Below are 19552 nucleotides of genomic sequence, written 5' to 3' on the forward strand. Positions count from 1 at the left end.
AATCACACCCTTATTTTTATGCAGGGAAAAAAACTGGCTTCCTGCTGAAAATTCATGATCGGGAAAAGCGGGAAATGTTCAAGAGAACGCCGACCCCTGTAAGCATCAAGGTCAGGGATGATCCTCCGTAGCTTAGAAACGGCAGCGTAATCCCGGTAACCGGGAACATGCCCGTGACGACGCCGATGTTGATGACGACCTGAATAGCGATCATGCCGATGATCCCGAGCGCAAGGAGGCTTCCGAACAGGTCTGGCGCCGTAATCGCGGTGCGCATCCCTCTCCACAACAGCAGCAGGAACAAAAGCAGGATGAGCGTGCCGCCGATGAACCCCAACTCCTCCGCTACGATGGAAAAAATGAAGTCGTTGTACGGCTCCGGCAAGTACAGATGCTTCTGCCTGCTTTGTCCCAAACCGAGGCCGAGCAAGCCGCCTGGGCCAATCGCATACAGCGACTGGATGATTTGGTACCCGGTATTGAGCGGATCAGACCATGGATCGAGAAAAGACGTAATCCGCTTGATGCGGTAAGGGGCCGACAACACCAGCCCGATAAAGCCGACGACGCCAATCATCCCCAGACCGACGAAGTGGCTGATTCGCGCTCCCGAGGCAAAAATCATCACAACCGCCGTTCCCATCAGGACGGTGCCGGTTCCCAGGTCCGGCTGGAGCATGATGAGCCCGAAGCAGACCATCGGGATCGCCAGGGCAGGCATCAGCCCTTTTCGGAACAGGACGATCTGTTTTTGGTTGTCCGACAGCCAGCGCGCCAAAAACGCGACGACGCCGAGCTTGGCAAATTCGCCAGGCTGAATCCCGAAAGCCCCGAAGCCAAGCCAGCTTTTGGAGCCGTTCACTTCGATCCCGATCACGAGAACCAGTATCAACAAGCCGATACTCATGTAAAAGCCCGGCTTGGCCCATTGTTTCCACACCCAGTAGTCAATGTTCATCGTAATGTACATGGAGGTAATGCCGAGCAAAGCAAAAATGAGCTGCCGCTTGGCAAAGAAGTACGGGTCGGAAAAAGGCGGCTTCTGGGCGACGATCGCACTGGCGCTGTACACCATCACGATGCCAATTCCCAATAAAAAAAGTGTTGCAAAAATAATTACGAAGTCGGGGGCAGAGCGTACCTTGCTCATAGTGCCAGGTCATCCTTTCTCATGCCGTCCCGTATTGCGCTGTATTCATGAGGCTTTCGTGGGACGTTATGCTAGGCTTGTTTTAAGTCTATGCACGCCGTCCTTAAACATGCTCCCCCTGACCTCAAACGAAGGGAACATATCCCAGCTCGCACACGCCGGGCTGAGCAGTACTACGTCTCCTGATTGCGCCAACCGGGAAGCAGCAAGAACGGCTTTTTCCACAGTATCGACATGGATTCGCTCGTTAATCCCTGCTTCTTCCGCACGCGCAAGCAAAATCGGCGCTGTCTGCCCGAGCGCGACGACCGCTTTGACCCGTCCTTTCATGACAGGCAAAAGCTCCCGAAAATCGACGCCCCGGTCAAGGCCGCCGCAAATCCAGACAACAGGCTCCTGGCACGCCTGCAGCGCGCGGGAAGCCGCTTCCGGATTGGTCGCTTTGGAGTCGTTGTAATATTTGACCCCGGCAATGGAATCGACGTATTCCATGCGATGCTCCACGCCAGGAAAAGTAGACAGCACCTGCACGATGGCGCTTGTATTGGCACCAGCCAGCTTGGCGACGAGAATCGCAGCCAGGGCGTTGTCCAAATGCGGAACAGTCATATCCGCTACCGCGATGATGTCCTCCGACTGGCCCTGTCCATCTGTAAACCGGATCACGCCATCCTGGACAAAAGCGCCTCTCGGAACTTGCTGCGTCTTGCTGAAGTAGTAGACACGGGCAGGCAGCTCGCCGCATTTGGCGAGAATCTCCGGCTGGTCAAACGGCAGGATCGCGATATCATCTGCTGTTTGGTTGGCGAACATTTTCAGCTTCGCGTCCAGATACGCCTCCATCGTATGGTGGTAGTCGAGATGAGCAGGATACAGATTGAGCAAAACACCGATGTGCGGACGAAACTCCCTCGTCCCCATGAGCTGGAAGCTGCTCAGTTCGGCCACGAGCCACTGGTCCGGGCCCGCTTCTTCGGCGAGGCCGCACAAAACCGTGCCGATGTTGCCGCCAACGAGCACATCCAGGCCCGCTTCCTTGAGGATTTGTCCGACGAGCGTCGTCGTGGTTGTCTTTCCGTTGGAGCCTGTAATGCCGATGATCGGTGCCTTGGCAATCTGGGAGGCTAGCTCCACCTCCGTCACGACAGGAATTTCCAGTGCGAGCGCCTGCTGCACAGGCGGCGCTTCGTACGGAATCCCCGGATTTTTAACGACGAGCGCCACGCCCGGATGAATCAAATCATCCGGATGGTGGCCGCAAATGACGGTGATCCCGAGCGCCTCCAGTTCCTCGATGCCACCTGCTTCTTCGCGCAGCTTTTTATCGTTGACCACGACATGAGCGCCAAAGCGGTGCAGCAGTTTTGCCACTGCTACACCGCTTTTCGCCATTCCTAAAACGACTACGTGCTGGTTTTGATAACGAATCATCTGATTGTCACCACCTCAAGATATACGCCCAATCCGGCAAAAAACATCCCGACCAGCCAGAAGGTGACGACGACGCGCCACTCGGACCAGCCTGTCAATTCAAAATGATGATGGAGCGGACTCATGCGGAAAATCCGTTTGCCGCGCGTTTTGAAAGAAACGACCTGCAAAATGACGGACAGTGTCTCCACGACGAACACGCCGCCGATAATCGCCAAAAGCAACTCGGTTTTCGTCATGATCGCAATTCCCGCAAGCGCTCCCCCCAAACCGAGCGAGCCTGTGTCTCCCATGAACACGCGGGCCGGATGCGCGTTGAAGACGAGGAAGCCAAGAACGGCCCCGACGACGGCGGCGCTGAAAATCGCCGTGTCGTAGTCCTGCCCGAACCAGGCAATGATCGCGTACGCGCCAAAGGCGATGGCTCCTGTCCCTGCCAAAAGTCCGTCCAGGCCGTCTGTAATGTTCACGGCGTTGGTCGTGCCGACGAGCAAAAACAGCAGGAACGGGAAGTAGAAATAGCCGAGCTCCAGCTTCCACGGCGTTCCGGGCAGATGCAGCGACGTGTCGTGCCCCATCATGAGCAGCAAAACATACGCGCCGATTGCCAGCAAAATCTGACCGGCAAACTTCTCTTTGGCGGTCAAACCGAGGTTGCGTTTTTTTCTGATTTTGATAAAGTCGTCCAAAAACCCGATCAGACCGTAGCCGAGTGTCACCAGTAACAGGAAGTAAATTTCCATGTTGGCATTGGCAAACTTCAACACGGTAAAGATAAGTGCCAAAAGAATGATGGTACCCCCCATGGTAGGAGTCCCAGCCTTCTTGTAGTGCGATTGCGGTCCTTCCTCGCGAATGGCCTGCCCGAATTTCAGGCGGCGAAGGAAGGGAATAAACAGTGGGCCAATCAGTACGGCAATGAGAAACGCGGCGACGATCGTGACGATTAGGACGTTGTCAGCGAACATGCCCGAGCCTCCTTTCTTTCGATGCCAATGTGTCGCATCTGTCTCTATTCTTGGTTGTACCGGGCAATCGCTTCCCGTGCTACTTCACGGTCGTCGAAGGGCAGTACTTGATCTTTAATAATCTGGTACGTCTCATGACCTTTTCCGGCGATCAAAATGACGTCGTCAGCCTTTGCCAGCGAGATGGCATGATGAATCGCTTCGCGGCGGTCTGTCACCGCTGTGTAACGGGAAGCGTCCACGTCGCGCACGCCAGCCAGCATGTCGTCGATAATCGCTTGCGGCTCCTCGGAGCGAGGGTTATCTGATGTTAAGACGGTCATATCCGCATACTTCGTTGCGATCTTCGCCATAATCGGGCGCTTCGTGCGATCGCGATCTCCGCCGCAGCCGACGATGCAAAATACGTTGCCTTTGGCAAACTCTTTGACCGTCACCAAGGCGTTCTCCAGGCTGTCCGGCGTATGGGAGTAGTCGACCAGAACGGCGAACGGCTGTCCGGCATCGACCGACTCGAATCGCCCGTTCACACCGAGGACCGCCTCCAGGCTGGCCTTGATGTCTTCGAGGCTCACGCCTTCTGCCAGTGTAACCGCGATAGCGGCCAATGCGTTGTACACATTGAATTTGCCCATCAGCTTCAGGTTGAGGCGAATGGTGCCTGCAAAGGTTTCCGCTGTAAACGACGTTCCCTTGCTCGTGATTTCGATGTCCTTCGCGCGCACGTCCGCCGGCTGGTCGATCCCGTACGTAAGGACGCGCGCAGGGGTCACCGTCGCATACAGCTTCGACGCCTCGTCGTCTGCGTTCAGCACGGCTGTCTTCAGGCGGTTCGGGTCGTAGTGGTTCCCGAGCTGGGAAAACAGCAGCGACTTGGCATAGCGGTAGTTTTCCATCGTTTTATGGTAGTCGAGATGGTCCTGCGTCAAATTGGTGAAGACTGCGGTATGTATGTCGCAGCCGCGCACGCGTCCCTGCTCCAGCGCGTGGGAGGACACCTCGATAATCGCGTAGTCTGTATGGACATCGCACATGCGACGGAAGCTTCTTTGCAGGTCCACGGCATCGGGCGTCGTGTTTTTCACTTCTTCCGTGACATCCCCGATCCGCATGTGGATCGTGCCGATCAAGCCTGTTTGCTTGCGCTGGTCGCGCAGGATCTTGTCGATCAGATGAGTGGTGGTCGTCTTCCCGTTTGTTCCGGTAACCCCAATCACCTTTAACTCTCTTGTGGGAGATCCGAAAATGCGATCAGCCAGCATAGCCATTGCCCGCCGGGTGTCCGGCACCCTGACAATAGTCGCTGGCACGTCCAGATCTTGTTCGGATAGCACGGCGACGGCGCCATTTTTCACCGCCTGGGCCGCAAACGCATGACCGTCCACGGTGTACCCTGTCAGACACACAAACAAGTAGCCGGGCTTCACCTGGCGCGAGTCTGCTGTCAAACCCGTAATCTCCATACTGTCATCCCCCGAAACCTTCACTGGCAACAAAGGCATGAGCAGATCCCGTAGAAACATGAAACAGGCACCCCATTCTCCAACTAGTATAGACAGAAATTTGCCCTTTTTTACGAAAGGAAACCGATCCATTTCTGTGACGAACAAAGGCAGAGCGACTGTAGACAAGCCTACTTCCCTCCGCCTTCGAAATCTCATTTTATAGCTAATTGGTCAATTTGTCACCAAGATGTATGCGAATTTTTCCGCCCTGGTCAATTTTCACGCCAGGCGCAGGCGACTGCTGAATGACGTAGGTCCCTTTTCCGGAAACGACCAGCGGAAGCGTCTCATACGTCTGCACGACGTCCTTCATCGTCTGCCCGACCATGTTCGGAACCTCGATCGGCTCGCGCTCGCCCAATGCCTTGTTGATCTCCTTGGCGATGCCGTCCTTGCGCTTGGGCACATTCATATACTGCAGGGAAGATTCGATAATGCTCTTGACGCTCGGCGCGGCAATCAGTCCGCCAAAAGCCAGCGCCTTCGGATTATCGACCGCGAAGTAGACGACGATTTGCGGATCGTCCGCAGGGGCGAAGCCGATAAACGACACGATGTACTCCCCGTCCACGTAGCGGCCGTTTCTGACCTTTTGCGCGGTTCCCGTTTTTCCGCCGACCCGGTAGCCTTCAATATAGGCCTTGTTTCCTGTTCCTTGGGCCACGACGCTCTCCAGCGCATACCGCACCTTGGCAGAGGTTTCCGCTGAAATCACCTGGCGCACCTCGGTCGGAAGCGTCCGCGCTACAATATCGTGTGTGACGCTATCCCGCCATTCCTTGGCGACAAACGGCTTCATCAGCTTCCCGCCGTTGATCGCAGCCGAGACTGCGGCCATTTGCTGGATCGGCGTGACCGATACCCCTTGGCCAAACGAAGTCGTGCCAAGCTCGACAGGTCCGACGCGACTGAGATTGAACAACAGCCCGTTCTCTTCCCCGATCAGGTCGATGCCTGTTTTTTGCCCGAAGCCAAATTTTTTGATGTATTCAAACAGCCGCTCTTTTTGCAGGCGCTGCCCCATCGTTACAAAGCCGGGGTTGCACGAGTTTTCCACGACTTCCAGCATCGTCTCCTGTCCGTGCCCTTGCCGCTTCCAGCAGCGCAGCCGCTTGCCTGCCACGGTAATGAAGCCGGGATCGTAGAAGCTTTCCTCCAAAGAGACGACGCCTTCGTTCAAAGCGGCAGCGAGCGTGACGATTTTGAAGGTCGAACCTGGCTCATACGTTTTCCAGATCGGCAAATTGCGGTTGTACACTTCTGTCGGATAGTTTTGATACTCGTCCGGCTGGAAGGTCGGACGGCTGCCCATCCCCAAAATTTCTCCGGTCTTCGGGTTCATCGCGATGGCGAGAACATCGTCCGGCTGATAAGCGACGACGGCCTGGTCCAGCTCCCGCTCGATAAACGACTGGATGGCGCTGTCGATCGTCAAATACATGTCCATCCCGCTCACCGGAGGGACGTAATCTTCGGAGCCTCCGGGCATGACGCGCCCTTTGGCATCGGACGGAAAAGAAATGTGCCCCTCGGTTCCTTTCAGAAACGGGTCGTAAATTTTTTCCAGTCCGGTCAAGCCCTGATTGTCAATTCCGGTAAAGCCGAGAATGTGCGCGGCCATGCTCCCGTTCGGATAAAAGCGTTTGGAGTCTCCGGCCAAATAAATCCCCGGCAGGTTCAACTCCTGGATTTTCCGCGCTTTTTCGATCGGCAGCTTTTTTCCGCCTGGAATCTTGTCGTTGCTCATCTGTTTTTTGGTGATGGCCTGATAAACGTCTTCTTCTTTTTGCTCCAAAATGATCGCGAGCTGCCGGGCCGTCTCCTTCGGGTCCTTAATTTGCGCGGGGACGGCGACTACCGTTGGCACCGTCATGTTTGACACCAACTCGTTGCCGTTCCGATCCAAAATCCGGCCGCGATTCGGCTTGAAGTCGATTTCCCGGTTCAACAGTTGGTCAGCCATCTGGGCAAGCTTCGGTCCTTCGATCAATTGCACATACCCGAGCCGGGTGATGAGCGCCGTGTACAGGACAATGCCGATGACCAGCGATATGAAAATGCGACGGCGTACAGTAGCATTGGATACCCGCAAAGCGAGTCCCCCCTCGGAAATAGGTTGTCTCTTCCTTACCTTATTCCTTGGGGGGACGGGATAGAACTATGGGGTTGCGCTTGTTTGGCTGGCATCTGTGCCGGCAGGAGGGGCTCCCTGGTTCGACTCTGCCCCGCCCTGCTGGCCTGTCGATTGTCCAGCAGGCTGTTCCATTTGTTCAGCCGGATCGGTCGCTGCACCTGTTCCGGCCGGAGGCGCCGTTCCTGACGGCGGAGCGGTTCCGGATGTCGCCGCTCCGTCCTGAGCTGGAGACGGCGCTGGCGGCTGCGATTCGGACTGCAGCGTGATCTGCAGCTTTTCCTTGCCGTTTAACGCTGTGCCCGGCGCAATGCTCTGCTGTACGACAAAGCCCGTGCCCGTAGCGTGGACATCAATGTCGAGCAGCGAGGCAAATTCCATGACTTCCCTGAGCGACTTCCCTTTGAAGTCAGGCATTTTCGCGCCCGTCAAGCGGTCCGATACCAAAATGATTTGCTTCCCAGGCACTACCTGTTCGTAGGCGGCAGGGTACTGCTCCACGATCTTGGTCCCGGTTCCGAGTACTGTCACGGTCAAATTGTCCTGCTTCGCTCGCAGTTGCGCCGCTGTCGTGGACATGCCCACGAACTTCGGCAGCGTCTGGCTTGCAGCAGACTGAGCCGCTTGCACCTGTTCCTGTGCGGCCATAGCGGTCGATTTGCCTTTCCCGCTGTCGGCTGCTGCACGAGGCACCTCTGGCTGCTGCTGCAAGTATTGCAGGCTGCGCTCCATGATCGACTTGAACGTCGGCGCGATCATCATTTTGCCCCAGTACGCGTACCATTCTTTCGTATCGGGATCGTCAATTACGACGTAGACGAGCAGGCGCGGATTGTCTTTCGGCGCAAAGCCGATAAACGAAGCGATGTAGTGCCCGTCCATGATCTTGCCTGTGTTCGGATCGTACTTTTGCGCGGTACCGGTTTTCCCGGCGACGTGGTAGCCGTCGATGGCGTACAGCTTCCCTGTTCCGTGCTCGCCGGTCACGACCGTTTCCAAAATGTCGCGGGTCTTCTTCGCCGTCGCCTCCGAGACGACCCTTCTCACGACTTCGCGCTCGCTGCGCTTCACGACCGCTCCTGTATGCGGATCGCGCATTTCCTTGACGATATGCGGCTTCAACAGCTCGCCGCCGTTGGCGATGGCCCCTACCGCCATCACTTGCTGGATCGCCGTAACCGTCACCCCTTGTCCGAAGGTCGTCGCTGCCCAGTCGCGAGGAGACTGCGGTTTTTCCAAGTTAATCAGGGTTCCTTCTTTTTCGTAGGGCAACTCGATTTCAGTCAGGGAGCCCATCCCGAACTTTTTGAAGTACGCCCTGAGCTTCTCCAGCTTCAGACGCTCGTAGCCGAGCTTCGCGAACATCACGTTACTGGAGCGTTGCACCCCTTCCAGAAACGAAATTCTGCCCCAGCCCACCCCGTTGTTATGGTCGCGAATCGGAACTTGTCCCTTGATCGTGTACTTCCCGGAGTCATACGTCTCATTCGGGTTGAACAAGCCTTCCTCAATCGCGGCGGCCAGCGTAATGATCTTGAACGTGGAGCCAGGCTCGAACATGGAGGTGATCGCGTGGTTCGTATAGTTCGAAATCCCGTTATAGTACGTATTGGGATTAAATTGCGAACGATTGCCCATCGCCAAAACTTCGCCCGTCTGCGGATCGGATACGATGACCGTCATCCCTTTTGGCTTGTACTGCCGATCCACCACATCCAGCGCTTGTTCGACGTAATCCTGAATTTGCCTGTCGATGGTCAGATAGACATCGTAGCCGTCTTTTGCCGGGATGTATTCGCCTTCTCCATCCGGTAGCTGGTAGCCAGCTCCGTCTCTTTTATACTGCATCTGCCCTTCTTCTCCGGCCAGCTCCTTGTTGAGCTGCAGTTCGATCCCCATCTTCGGCTCATCGTACAGATCGAGATACCCGATCACGTGCGAGGCAAAGCTGTTGTTCGGGTAGACGCGTCTCGTCGTCTCATTCAGAAAAATCCCCGGAAGCTGATTTTCTTCCACCTGCTTACCGCTTGGCAGCTTCGGATATTGCAACTCCAAAATCCGCTTTTTCTGCTCTTCGCTGATTTTCCTTCCGTAGCGGCCCAGCTCCACCACCTTGTTCGGCTTGGTCAGCATCTTCACCAATTCAGGCACCGGAGCGTTGAGAATGGGGGCCAGACTGTTTGCTGTGTAGTAAGGGTCCTTGACGACGTCCTGATCTTTTTCATCCCGCCCTTTCAGCCTGGCGTTCACGGTGTATGCCTTGCCTTGGAAGGCGAGAATTTCGCCGTTTCGGTCTTTGATGGCACCGCGCGTCGGCTGCAGGGTCCGATTCCGGTCCCATTGCTCCTGTGCCTGTCCCATGATTCGAGCTGCGTCTACCGTTTGAATCCAGTAGATCCGAATGCTCAAGCCTGAAAAGATCAAAATCAGGCATAACGCACAAATGAGGATGCGCCAATTCACGAGTCGTTTCGTTTCCATTTCCACTCACTCCATCACGTCAATGATCGCCTGCCTGAATCGGCACGGACAGTCAAGCGTAAGAAAAAAATGTTACCGCACAATTGACGCAGTAACATTGATTTTAAGGCTGGTTTGGCTGTTGTTGTTGAAGCGAACTCGCCTTTACTTTCCCCTGACCAATCGTATGTACGGCATTCGCGTTGTACACCATGCCTTGTCGCTCTGCTTCTCTCTGGATGCGATCGCGATTGCTGAGCTGCTCGATCTGAAGCTTCAGAGTGGCGTTTTTCTCGGCTACCAGACGGTTTTCTTTTTTCGTGCTCTGGATTTCGTAATTCATCTGGGAGATTTGCGAGTACCTGACTCCGACCATCCCCAGGCCGATCACTGTCAACGAGATAAACAAGAGATAGAGCAATTTTTCGCCTGTCGGAATGGTTGGTTTGATTCGGATCGTTCGTTTTGTTGTCTTGGTGACGGAGCGCGACTGCTTCTCCAGCTCCATTGCCAGATTCCCTTGGTAGTAGTAGCTCAACGCTTTCTCACCCCTTTTTCCTCGTTGCTGTCTCCCTCTACACCTTCTCGGCTACCCGCAGCTTCGCAGAACGCGCGCGTGGATTGGCCGCAAGCTCCTCTTCGGACGGCAAAATCGGCTTGCGCGTGATGACTTTGACAATCGCTTCGTTCCCGCACGTGCAGATCGGAAACGACGGCGGGCATGTGCAGCCCTTGGAATAATCTTGATACACCTGCTTGCAAATCCGGTCTTCCAGCGAATGGAACGTGATGACGCTCACGCGGCCACCCGGATTCAAAATATCAATGGCATCGGCGACAGCTTCTTTGAATGCATCCAGTTCATCGTTGACGGCAATGCGGATCGCCTGAAACGTCCGCTTCGCAGGATGTCCTCCTGTGCGCCGCGCTGCTGCCGGGATTCCTTCCTTAATCAGCTCGACCAGCTCGCCTGTTGTACGAATCGGCTGCTTTTTGCGCTGCTGTACAATTTGCCGGGCAATCCGCCGGGAAAATTTCTCTTCTCCGTACAGCCAGATGATCTTGGCAATCTCCTCTTCGTCCCACTCGTTGACGATGTCGTAGGCCGAAAGCGGCGCTTGCTGATCCATTCTCATGTCGAGCGGCGCGTCCGCATTGTAGCTGAAACCGCGTTCGCCTTCGTCGAGCTGCGGGGAAGACACCCCCAGATCAAACAAAACTCCATCTACACCTGTAAGCCCCAAATCTTTGACAATCTCTTTCAGATGGCGAAAATTGCTTTTGACCAGTGTTACCTTGTCCATATAGGGAGCCAGTCTTTCCCGGGCGTTGTCGTGCGCCCAGTCATCCTGATCGATCGCAATCAGGCGGCCGCCCTCGGTCAAACGGGACGCGATCAGGCTGCTATGTCCCGCTCCACCGAGCGTGCAGTCCACATAAATGCCCCCGGGCCGGATGTTCAGGCCGTCTACAGCTTCGTCCCTCAGTACGGTTACGTGATGAAACGACAATGTCGTCACTCCTGTTCTTCTCGCTGCTACAAATTAAAATCAACCAGTTTCTCAGCAATTTCTCCAAAAGAGCCTTCCGACTGGGCGAAATAATCTTCCCAACGTTCTTTGCTCCACACCTCTACGCGGTTGGATACGCCAATGATGACACATTCCTTTTGCATACCGGCATGCTCGCGCAGATTGGGCGGTATGTTTACCCTTCCCTGCTTGTCCCACTCACATTCGGTTGCGCCGGAAAAGAAAAACCGTGTAAACGCGCGTGCATCCGCTTTTGTAAAGGGAAGAGTCTTCAGTTTTTCCTCAAGCTGCTTCCACTCTTCCATCGGATAGGCGAACAAGCATTGATCGAGTCCGCGGGTAATGACAAAGGAAGCTCCCAGTCCTTCACGGAATTTGGCAGGGATCGTCAGGCGGCCTTTTTCATCGATGCTGTGCTGGTATTCCCCCATGAACACGCCCTAGTCCCCCACTTTCCTGTCCTTTGGCTCCACTTTCCCCCACTTTTCCCCACTTTGTCGCCTACTTGCTATTATAAAAAAAAATCCTGCATTTGTAAGCAGGATTTTTTCGTTGAATTTTTTGCCGGGAAAGGACGGTTTTCGCGAACTATTCGACCCAGCTATCGAGATATGCTTTTTGCTCGTCGGTCAATTTGTCGATGCCGATGTTCAATGCTTCCAATTTGTATTGGGCAACCATTGCATCCAGCTCGTAAGGTACGTTCAGCACTTTTTTGCCGATGTTTTTGTACTGTTCGTTGACATACGCCAGCGAAACAGCTTGCAGGGCAAAGGTCATGTCCATGATCTCTGCCGGGTGGCCGTCGCCTGCTGCCAGGTTTACGAGGCGTCCTTCTGCAAGAAGGTACAGTTTTCGACCGTCTGCCATGACAAATTCTTCAATATCTTTGCGCACGATTCGCTTGGATGTCGACAGGGCGCCAAGCTCCACTTTGTTTACTTCGACATCGAAGTGGCCTGCGTTGGACAGGATCGCGCCGTCTTTCATCACTTCAAAATGCTCTTTGCGGATCACGTCGCGGTTTCCGGTCACGGTCACGAAGTAGTCGCCGTGCTTCGCCGCTTCGCTCATCGGCATTACTTCGAAGCCGTCCATGTACGCTTCTACCGCTTTGATCGCGTCGATTTCGGTCACGATGACTTTCGCGCCAAGACCTTTCGCGCGCATCGCCACACCTTTTCCGCACCAGCCATAGCCGGCTACGACAACGGTTTTCCCTGCTACGACCAGGTTGGTTGTGCGGTTGATGCCATCCCATACGGATTGGCCTGTACCGTAACGGTTGTCAAACAAATATTTGCAGAAAGCGTCGTTCACCGCTACCATCGGGAACTCCAGCTTGCCTTCTTTTTCCAATGCTTTCAAGCGCAGAATCCCTGTTGTCGTTTCCTCTGCGCCACCGCGCACTTGCGACAAGAGATCGCGGCGCTCGCTGTGCAGGATGGTCACCAGGTCGCCACCGTCGTCGATAATCAGGTCAGGGCGCGTCTCCAGCGTTTTAATCAGGTGCTCCTTGTACTCGGCTGGATCTGGATTGTACTTCGCAAAAACGCGGATGCCGTCTTCCACCAGCGCCGCGCAAATGTCGTCCTGAGTGGAGAGCGGGTTGGAGCCTGTAATCGTTACTTCAGCGCCACCGGCTTGCACGACTTTTGCCAGGTACGCGGTTTTTGCTTCCAGGTGCAAGGAGATCGCCACTTTCAGTCCTGCAAATGGCTGCTCTTTTTCAAAACGCTCGCGGATGCGGTTGAGAACGGGCATGTGCTCTTTTACCCAGTCAATTTTCAAATGGCCGCTGTGTGCAAGCGACATGTCTTTTACAATGCTTTCAGAAACGGTGTTCATGTATGGGTAGACCTCCTTTTATCTCATAAACACAACCCTGTCTATCATATCATACGCAAGTACAACCATCATCTCTTTTTCCTGTTCCCGCCAATTTTTCGGCACACGGCTGCAGGTGTCGCCCCGCGAACGGCTGCGCTGCTGAAAGCGAGCCTCGCCGCTGCTGTCAGATCGCATCCGCCTTCGCTGCCGAAATGGCGTTTTTTGCTGCGCCCTGCTGCTGTCCTGCATTTGTCGTCAGCAGCTCCAAAAACCGCAGCAGCGCCTGTGGCATCCATTTTTTCTTATGATAGACCAGTTGGCGGTAGACGCGGACTTCCGGATGGGAAAAAGGCAGGATGGTGAGCGTACCGTTTTTCGCTTCTTCGGCGACGGCGATGTAAGGAACGAGCGCAATCCCTAAATCATATGCGACGCATTGCTTGATCGCTTCCAGACTGCCGAACTCGGACGACGATTCGATCGTCGCTCCGGCGTCGCGCAGGACAGACTCCATGATCGAGCGGTAGCTGCATCCGGCTTCGGTAAAAATCCAGTTTGCTCCGGCGAAATCGCGCGCTTCGAGCTTTTCCACCCGGGCCAGCGGATGGTTGGGCGCGGCGATGACCACCAGCTTTTCTTCGCCGAGATTGGTGTTCACCAAATCGGGATGATCCTGTAGCCAGTCGAGCACGAAGGCGAAGTCGTAGTGCCCCTCCTTGACGCCCTGACGCAGTTCGTGACAAATTCCCGGCTTCAACAAAATGCGCACGCGCGGGTGCTCCGTGCGAAATGCTTGCAAAAAAGGCGGGAGGAAAAAAGCGGCGAGCGATTCCACCGTGCCAATGCGCAAGGTGCCAGCCAACTGCGCCTGCTCGGACAGGTTGGCCCTCGCTTCGTCCAGCACCGCCAGCAGTTGCTCGCTGTAGGCGAGAAGGGCTTCTCCGGCGTGGGTCAGTCTGATTTTTCGCCCCCACCGCTCAAACAGCGTGACGCCAAAATCCGCCTCCAGGTTTTGAATCTGCGTCGTCACGCTGGATTGCGCATAGCCCAGCACCTCTGCCGCGCGGGTAAAGCTCTGGCATTTGGCTACCTCGCGAAAGGTCAGCAAGTAGCGCGTATCCAAATTCCTCTCCCTCCTTTTCATCGAAAAAACCGATTTTGATTATCTAATATTATAGATAACTCCGATGATTATGTCTATGCTACACTACCTCTACAAACAACCGAACGATAAAGAGAGGGAACATTCATGGAAAAAGCAACTGTGCAAACAGCGGGCCTCGCCAAAACGCTGCGGCTGCCGCAAATCGTCGCCTTGTACATCGGGGCCGTCATCGGGTCCGGCGTGCTGCTCATCCCGGGGCTGGCGGCAGAAAAGGCAGGCCCCGCCTCGATCCTCGCCTGGCTGGTCATGTCGATTCTCGTCTTGCCGATGGCACTCACGATGGGACTGCTGTCCGCCCGCTACCCAAGTTCCGGCGGCGTCTCCACCTTTGTCCGCACGGCCTACGGCGACCGCTTCGGCAACATCGTCGGCTGGTTTTTTCTATTATCTGTGCCCATCGGCGCCCCGATCCTCAGCGTGACCGGAGCCAACTATCTCGCGGTGCTGCTCGGCTGGGGCGACACGCAAATTTACGCGGCGGCTGCGCTCATTTTGACCGCGGTGCTCATCATGAACGTGTTAGGGATGCACGTTGCCGCTCGCGTGCAAACGATCGTCGTCGCGCTCATTATCTCGATTTTGATCGTGGCCGTCGTCGCTGCGCTGCCGCACGCTTCCGCCGCTCACTTCACTCCGTTTGCCCCCAACGGCTGGCTTAGCGTCGTGCAAGCGGCAGGGCTGTTATTTTGGTGCTTTATCGGCTGGGAGGCGGTCACGCACTTGTCCGAGGAGTTCGTCGATCCGGCGAAAAATGCCATCCGCGGCGTATTGTGGAGCGCGGGCATCGTCGCCCTCCTGTACTTTGCCGTCGCGTTCATGACGGTCGCCACTCACAGCTATGGCGCAGGCATCTCGGCGGCAGCGCTGTCCGTCATGGTTCAACTGTCACTCGGGCCTGTCGGCGGCTGGATCGTGGCTGTGACTGCCTTGTTTATTTGCATCGCCACCACCAACGCCTACATCGGCGCGGCGGCGCGGATCGCCTATGCGCTGGCGCAGGAAAAGATCGCGCCCCGCTGGTTTGGGCTGCTGCACGCGAAATACCGGACGCCGATCGGCGGGCTGTTGTTCCTCTCGCTCTGCTTTGGCGTGGTGCTGACGGTCCTGTATGCAGGAGTGATTGACCTGGCCCGGCTGATCGAGCTGCCCACCGCCACGTTTTTTGCCACCTACATCGGCGGGTGTCTCGCCGGAATCCGGCTGCTGCGCAACCATCGTCTCGGACGGCTGGCTTCCTGGACGTCGCTCGTCTTCACTGTCGCGCTTTATCCATTTCTGGGCTGGTCCGCGCTCTATCCGCTCGTGATCGCCGCCTTGCTGCTACTCTGGCAAAAGCGCATGGAAAAACGCATGACCGCGTAGCATCAAGACAGGTCGTTTCTTCTTCCCGGGAAACGCACCTGTCTTTTTTTGCGCTTGCAAACAGTTTCCTCGCTCATGAATCTTGCCCGTCGTCTTTCCCCATGCTAAAATGGCGACATTCCCAATCGTCGGATGTTTGGAGGTTTATCCTATGACATTGCAAAAACCTGTCCGCTCTTCGCTCGTGAAACAGATTGCGGAACAACTGGTGCAGCGGATCGAATCAGGCGCGTGGAAGGTCGGAGAACGCATCCCGCCTGAGCCGGAGCTGGTGGAGCAGCTCGGCATCAGCCGCAACACGCTGCGCGAGGCGGTGCAGGCGCTGATCCACACAGGCATGCTGGAAGCGCGCCAAGGCGATGGCACTTACGTCCGCTCGTCCAGCGAGTTCGGCGCAGCGATGCAGCGACGGCTACGGCGCTCGACCTTGCTGGAAATTTTGGAGGTGCGGTACGGACTGGAGCGCGAAATCGCCCGGCTGGCTGCCATGCGCAGGACGGATGCCGATTTGCTGCAAATCCGGCAAAAGCTCGACGCTTCCCTCTCGCTCAGGCACGATCCGCAAGCGTACATCACCGCTGACGTGGCGTTTCATATCGCGGTCGCCCACGCGACACACAACAGCGTCATGATCGACCTGTACGAGCAGATGACCGAATCCTTGCGCCTGTCTGTCAGCGGCACGCTGGATTTCCACGACCTGTTGGACCAGCAGGCAATCACACATACGGCTCTCGTCCAAGCGATTGCCGAACAAAGTCCTGACGCGGCGGAAGAAGCGGCAAGCAACCTGATTCAAGCCAGCAAAACAGCTCTCACGGAGCTGATCGAGAAAGGAGGGATGGACGCATGAGCCCTGCCACCCTGACAGCAGCGAAAAGCAAAGCGCAGCCTGTCACTCCCAAACCGTTTCTCATCATCGCCGGAATTATTTTGATTACATTTGCCATGCGCTCTCCGCTGACGGCTGTTGGCCCTCTGGTCGGCTCCATCCAAGGCGACCTCGGCCTGTCCAATGGAATGTCCGGACTGCTGACTACCGTTCCTTTGCTCGCCTTCGCGCTGCTCTCGCCGCTGGCACCGGGCATCGGGCACCGCTTTGGCACGGAGCGCACGCTCTTTGCCGGACTGCTCGTCGTCCTCATCGGGCTGATTCTGCGCTCCTCCGGCTTCGTCTTCACGCTGTTCGCCGGAACCGCCCTGATCGGAGCAGGCATCGCCATCTGCAACGTGCTGCTGCCCGGCCTGGTCAAGCAGCGCTTCCCGCAAAAAGCCGGGTTGATGACCAGCGTGTACACGACCACGATGTCGATGTGTGCCGCGCTCGCTTCCGGCATCAGCATCCCGCTCGCCAGCACAGGCGGCTGGGGTTGGCAAGGCTCGCTCTTCTCCTGGGCGCTCCCGGTCCTGTTCGCCATCGCCGTCTGGCTGCCGCAGCTTCGCGCTGACGGAAGCCAGCCAGGAAAAAGCACGGGCGAAAAAAGCAAACAAGGGCTGTGGAGCTCGCTGCTCGCCTGGCAGGTCACGCTGTTCATGGGCTTGCAGTCGTTTCTGTTTTACTGCACGATCGCCTGGCTGCCTACGCTCTTGCAGCAGCACGGCATCAGCCAAACCAGCGCCGGATGGATGCTGTCGCTCGTGCAGGCGGTCAGCCTGCCTGCGAGCTTTTTCACCCCTGTGCTCGCTTCCCGCTTGACGAATCAGCGTTTGCTCGCGGCTGTAGTCGGCCTCTTCTCCCTCGTCGGCTTCGGCGGGCTTTTGCTCGGCACAAGCGAGCTTCTGCTCTACCTCTGCCTGTTGCTGCTCGGCCTCTCGCAAGGCGCCTGCATCAGTCTCGCCCTCACCTTTATCGTCATTCGGGCCAAAGACGTGCGCCAGGCCGCCCGGCTATCCGGCATGGCCCAGTCTGTCGGCTACTTGCTCGCTGCGGTCGGCCCGATTTTTGTCGGCTTTCTCTACGATTTGCAGCACTCCTGGACCGTGCCGCTCAGCCTGCTCTGCCTCGTCAGCGTGTTGGTCGTCACAAGCGGCATCGGGGCCGGGCGCAATCAAACCGTTTGAGCGTCACGTCAAAAAGCGTGCGGACCGTCACTGGTACCCGCACGCTTTTTCTTTTGGAGGCAGAAGCGCCTTCCCGCGCTCGTTATATGGTAAAATATAGGAAAAAGAGCGGCACAGGCCAAGGAAAGGTGGCGAATCATGAGACGCTTGTGGTTGTTCAGCTTGAAGCTCCTGCTGTTTTTGCCAGGATGCGGGGAACCGGAAGTGGAAGTCACGCTGCCGAAAGAGGTGGAAAAGCGCATGGAGGAGCAGCTTCACGTCGACATTGTCGTTCCGCCTGCGGAAAAGCTCGCGGTCAAATACGCCGAAATCCGCTACCCGCCGATCGTAAACCAGCAGCAGATCGCCGGCCCCTCTGTCGCCGTCATTGTGTACACCGATGAAAATGGCGAGCTTCTGCCACTGACTGACGAGCAGCGCGCCGTGATGCGAAACAGGCAGCAACGCGAACTGTTTTACGGTGAATACGCTGGCAGGCCGGTCATCATCATGGAAATCCACACGATGAAAAATTTCCTCGCCGACGCGCAATCACAGCTCATCGAAGGAATGGCGGTCGAGTACGGGCAAAAGGAAACCGACTCAGGGACGTACGCCTTTTACAGCTTCAATTACGATGACACCGCTTATACGACCACCTTTTTGCTCCAAAACGGGATGACCACAGAAGCTGCCGTCGACTTCAACCGCAAGCTGATCCGCCTGCTTAAAGGCCAGGGGGAGTCGTAGCGCGTTTTCCTCAAAATCGCAAAAAGCTGGATGCAAAGCACCCAGCTTTTTTTGTTGCCCGCTATTCGTCTTTGCCAATCAGCCGGAACGTCTTGCCGTCCGCAGACGAGAGGTAAAAAGTTTTGTCGACGCTGCCGCCCAGTTCGCCCGCGTAGTATTGGACGGTCAGTCTGTACTTGTTCGTGCCGATTTTGGCGAAGTACAAAAGTTCATTGAATTGCGGAAAACGCACGAAGTCGTAAATTTCGTATTTCATGAACGAGAAATGCTCGCGCAAAAAAGACTCGCTGACATTCAGCTTGTTTTGCTTCACATACGCGACGAGGTCGTCGTAGCGCCTGATCTTTTTCTGGTCCATCACATCGCGGACAAACGCCGCTACGGCATCGGTCATCGCCTTTTTCTCGCTCTCGCTCACCTGGCCCGGGAACAGCTCTTCCATTTTGCTGTCCAGTCGGGTCAGCATCGCGACGGCCTGCGCTCTGCTGATCGTTTCTTGCGGGCGGAACGTGCCGTCCGGATAGCCGGAGAGAAGCCCCATTTTGTACGCCGGATAGACGGTCATGACCTCATGCTCGTTTTTGGGCGACAGGTCGGAGAAAAACCGCGCCGTCGTTCCCCGGTATTTTTCGCCCTCGGACTGATGGCCGAGCGCTGCCAACAGAAGGCGCGCCGCCTCCAGCCGCGTCATTCCATCCGTCGGTTTGCCTGTCGTCATGATGCCTGCTGCCGCCAGGTGGCGATACGTTTGCTCCGACCAGCGGCCCGAAGCTTTCGCTACATACGTCTCTTTGACAAAAGCGTCCGGCTCGTGTCCTTTGTAGGACGGGAGCACGCGCTCTATCAACGAAAGAAACTGCTCCTGTGTCACTGTTTTCTCCGGTTGAAACGTCCCGTCCGGGAAGCCTTGAATCAACCCGGCTTTGGCTGCCTGCTCAATCTCCTTGGCCGCCCAATGTCCTTTTGTGTCGAGGAAGGAGACGGAAGCGGTGACGGCCTTTTCCTCCCTGGCCTGGGCCTGATTCGACTCGCCAAGTGCTGTGCCTGCCCAGGCCATCGACAGGACAAGCGCCCATACAGTGGCTTTTTTCCCGAATAGTCGCGACTTGTTCTCCATCCCGAGTACCACCTTTCTTCACAGGAATTCCGTTATTCGTAGGACGCAAACTTTGTCGGAAAAGTTTCGGCATACGCCGTAGAAATTGTTTCCATTTTCCAAACACGCAAG

General features: G+C 56.1%; 16 protein-coding genes. 4 read left to right on the top strand and 12 right to left on the bottom strand.

Features of this window, described 5'->3' with window-relative positions; genetic code table 11:
- Positions 1 to 52: 52 nt before the first annotated feature.
- From spoVE to AC3WJN_RS02275, 11 genes are all read right to left on the bottom strand, one after another.
- On the bottom strand, positions 53 to 1150 hold the full coding sequence (gene spoVE, locus AC3WJN_RS02225; protein ID WP_025845057.1) for a stage V sporulation protein E: 1098 nt from the start codon (positions 1148 to 1150) through the stop codon (positions 53 to 55).
- Positions 1151 to 1216: 66 nt separating this feature from the next.
- Positions 1217 to 2581: a UDP-N-acetylmuramoyl-L-alanine--D-glutamate ligase gene (gene murD / locus AC3WJN_RS02230; RefSeq protein WP_007784206.1), complete on the bottom strand. Its 1365-nt coding sequence runs from the start codon at positions 2579 to 2581 to the stop codon at positions 1217 to 1219.
- Complete coding sequence (mraY, locus tag AC3WJN_RS02235; RefSeq protein ID WP_005832983.1) at positions 2578 to 3549, bottom strand: phospho-N-acetylmuramoyl-pentapeptide-transferase; 972 nt, start codon at positions 3547 to 3549, stop codon at positions 2578 to 2580. The genes murD and mraY overlap by 4 nt, the downstream gene beginning before the upstream one ends.
- A 44-nt stretch (positions 3550 to 3593) precedes the next feature.
- On the bottom strand, positions 3594 to 5072 hold the full coding sequence (locus AC3WJN_RS02240; protein ID WP_026557385.1) for a UDP-N-acetylmuramoyl-L-alanyl-D-glutamate--2,6-diaminopimelate ligase: 1479 nt from the start codon (positions 5070 to 5072) through the stop codon (positions 3594 to 3596).
- Between the two features lie 145 nt (positions 5073 to 5217).
- Entirely contained in the window at positions 5218 to 7146 is a 1929-nt protein-coding gene (locus AC3WJN_RS02245) for a stage V sporulation protein D (protein ID WP_007784200.1), read from the bottom strand.
- A gap of 66 nt (positions 7147 to 7212) precedes the next feature.
- A complete protein-coding gene (locus AC3WJN_RS02250; protein WP_005832991.1) occupies positions 7213 to 9666 on the bottom strand; it encodes a penicillin-binding protein in 2454 nt (817 codons plus the stop codon).
- Between the two features lie 103 nt (positions 9667 to 9769).
- Positions 9770 to 10183 (bottom strand): cell division protein FtsL, encoded by a 414-nt coding sequence (gene ftsL, locus AC3WJN_RS02255; RefSeq protein WP_005832993.1) that lies wholly within the window; start codon positions 10181 to 10183, stop codon positions 9770 to 9772.
- 37 nt (positions 10184 to 10220) lie between these two features.
- The gene (rsmH, locus tag AC3WJN_RS02260) at positions 10221 to 11165 is read right to left on the bottom strand and encodes a 16S rRNA (cytosine(1402)-N(4))-methyltransferase RsmH (protein WP_026557387.1); all 945 of its coding nucleotides are present in this window, start codon (positions 11163 to 11165) and stop codon (positions 10221 to 10223) included.
- Between the two features lie 17 nt (positions 11166 to 11182).
- On the bottom strand, positions 11183 to 11614 hold the full coding sequence (gene mraZ / locus AC3WJN_RS02265; RefSeq protein WP_025845067.1) for a division/cell wall cluster transcriptional repressor MraZ: 432 nt from the start codon (positions 11612 to 11614) through the stop codon (positions 11183 to 11185).
- Between the two features lie 151 nt (positions 11615 to 11765).
- On the bottom strand, positions 11766 to 13025 hold the full coding sequence (locus tag AC3WJN_RS02270; protein ID WP_007784192.1) for an adenosylhomocysteinase: 1260 nt from the start codon (positions 13023 to 13025) through the stop codon (positions 11766 to 11768).
- 166 nt (positions 13026 to 13191) lie between these two features.
- A complete protein-coding gene (locus tag AC3WJN_RS02275; protein ID WP_007784190.1) occupies positions 13192 to 14130 on the bottom strand; it encodes a LysR family transcriptional regulator in 939 nt (312 codons plus the stop codon).
- A 126-nt stretch (positions 14131 to 14256) separates the two neighbouring features.
- Here AC3WJN_RS02275 and AC3WJN_RS02280 point away from each other — a divergent pair, with 126 nt between their 5' ends.
- The 4 genes from AC3WJN_RS02280 (at position 14257) to AC3WJN_RS02295 (ending at position 18324) form a co-directional block, all read left to right on the top strand.
- Positions 14257 to 15534, top strand: coding sequence for an APC family permease (locus AC3WJN_RS02280; RefSeq protein WP_007784189.1), 1278 nt, complete (start codon positions 14257 to 14259; stop codon positions 15532 to 15534).
- Positions 15535 to 15685: 151 nt separating this feature from the next.
- Positions 15686 to 16387 carry a FadR/GntR family transcriptional regulator gene (locus tag AC3WJN_RS02285; protein ID WP_005833002.1) on the top strand — a complete coding sequence of 234 codons (702 nt, stop codon included), beginning with the start codon at positions 15686 to 15688 and terminating at the stop codon, positions 16385 to 16387.
- On the top strand, positions 16384 to 17595 hold the full coding sequence (locus AC3WJN_RS02290) for a CynX/NimT family MFS transporter (RefSeq protein WP_005833004.1): 1212 nt from the start codon (positions 16384 to 16386) through the stop codon (positions 17593 to 17595). The genes AC3WJN_RS02285 and AC3WJN_RS02290 overlap by 4 nt, the downstream gene beginning before the upstream one ends.
- Positions 17596 to 17733: 138 nt before the next feature.
- The gene (locus AC3WJN_RS02295; protein WP_007784186.1) at positions 17734 to 18324 is read left to right on the top strand and encodes a hypothetical protein; all 591 of its coding nucleotides are present in this window, start codon (positions 17734 to 17736) and stop codon (positions 18322 to 18324) included.
- Positions 18325 to 18385: 61 nt separating this feature from the next.
- Here the strand turns inward: AC3WJN_RS02295 and AC3WJN_RS02300 are convergent, their stop codons facing one another.
- Positions 18386 to 19441 (bottom strand): S-layer homology domain-containing protein, encoded by a 1056-nt coding sequence (locus AC3WJN_RS02300; protein WP_005833008.1) that lies wholly within the window; start codon positions 19439 to 19441, stop codon positions 18386 to 18388.
- Between the last annotated feature and the right edge of the window lie 111 nt (positions 19442 to 19552).

The organism is Brevibacillus sp. FW306-2-1A-C05A (assembly GCF_058781555.1).

What these genes read in the sequence shown, in the direction of transcription:
- AC3WJN_RS02280 (WP_007784189.1), top strand. Translation starts at nt 14,257, where the DNA reads ATGGAAAAAGCAACTGTGCAAACAGCGGGCCTCGCCAAAACGCTGCGG.
- AC3WJN_RS02270 (WP_007784192.1), bottom strand. Translation starts at nt 13,025, where the DNA reads ATGAACACCGTTTCTGAAAGCATTGTAAAAGACATGTCGCTTGCACAC.
- AC3WJN_RS02290 (WP_005833004.1), top strand. Translation starts at nt 16,384, where the DNA reads ATGAGCCCTGCCACCCTGACAGCAGCGAAAAGCAAAGCGCAGCCTGTC.
- AC3WJN_RS02240 (WP_026557385.1), bottom strand. Translation starts at nt 5,072, where the DNA reads ATGTTTCTACGGGATCTGCTCATGCCTTTGTTGCCAGTGAAGGTTTCG.
- AC3WJN_RS02285 (WP_005833002.1), top strand. Translation starts at nt 15,686, where the DNA reads ATGACATTGCAAAAACCTGTCCGCTCTTCGCTCGTGAAACAGATTGCG.
- AC3WJN_RS02250 (WP_005832991.1), bottom strand. Translation starts at nt 9,666, where the DNA reads ATGGAAACGAAACGACTCGTGAATTGGCGCATCCTCATTTGTGCGTTA.
- murD (WP_007784206.1), bottom strand. Translation starts at nt 2,581, where the DNA reads ATGATTCGTTATCAAAACCAGCACGTAGTCGTTTTAGGAATGGCGAAA.
- AC3WJN_RS02300 (WP_005833008.1), bottom strand. Translation starts at nt 19,441, where the DNA reads ATGGAGAACAAGTCGCGACTATTCGGGAAAAAAGCCACTGTATGGGCG.
- spoVE (WP_025845057.1), bottom strand. Translation starts at nt 1,150, where the DNA reads ATGAGCAAGGTACGCTCTGCCCCCGACTTCGTAATTATTTTTGCAACA.
- mraY (WP_005832983.1), bottom strand. Translation starts at nt 3,549, where the DNA reads ATGTTCGCTGACAACGTCCTAATCGTCACGATCGTCGCCGCGTTTCTC.
- AC3WJN_RS02295 (WP_007784186.1), top strand. Translation starts at nt 17,734, where the DNA reads ATGAGACGCTTGTGGTTGTTCAGCTTGAAGCTCCTGCTGTTTTTGCCA.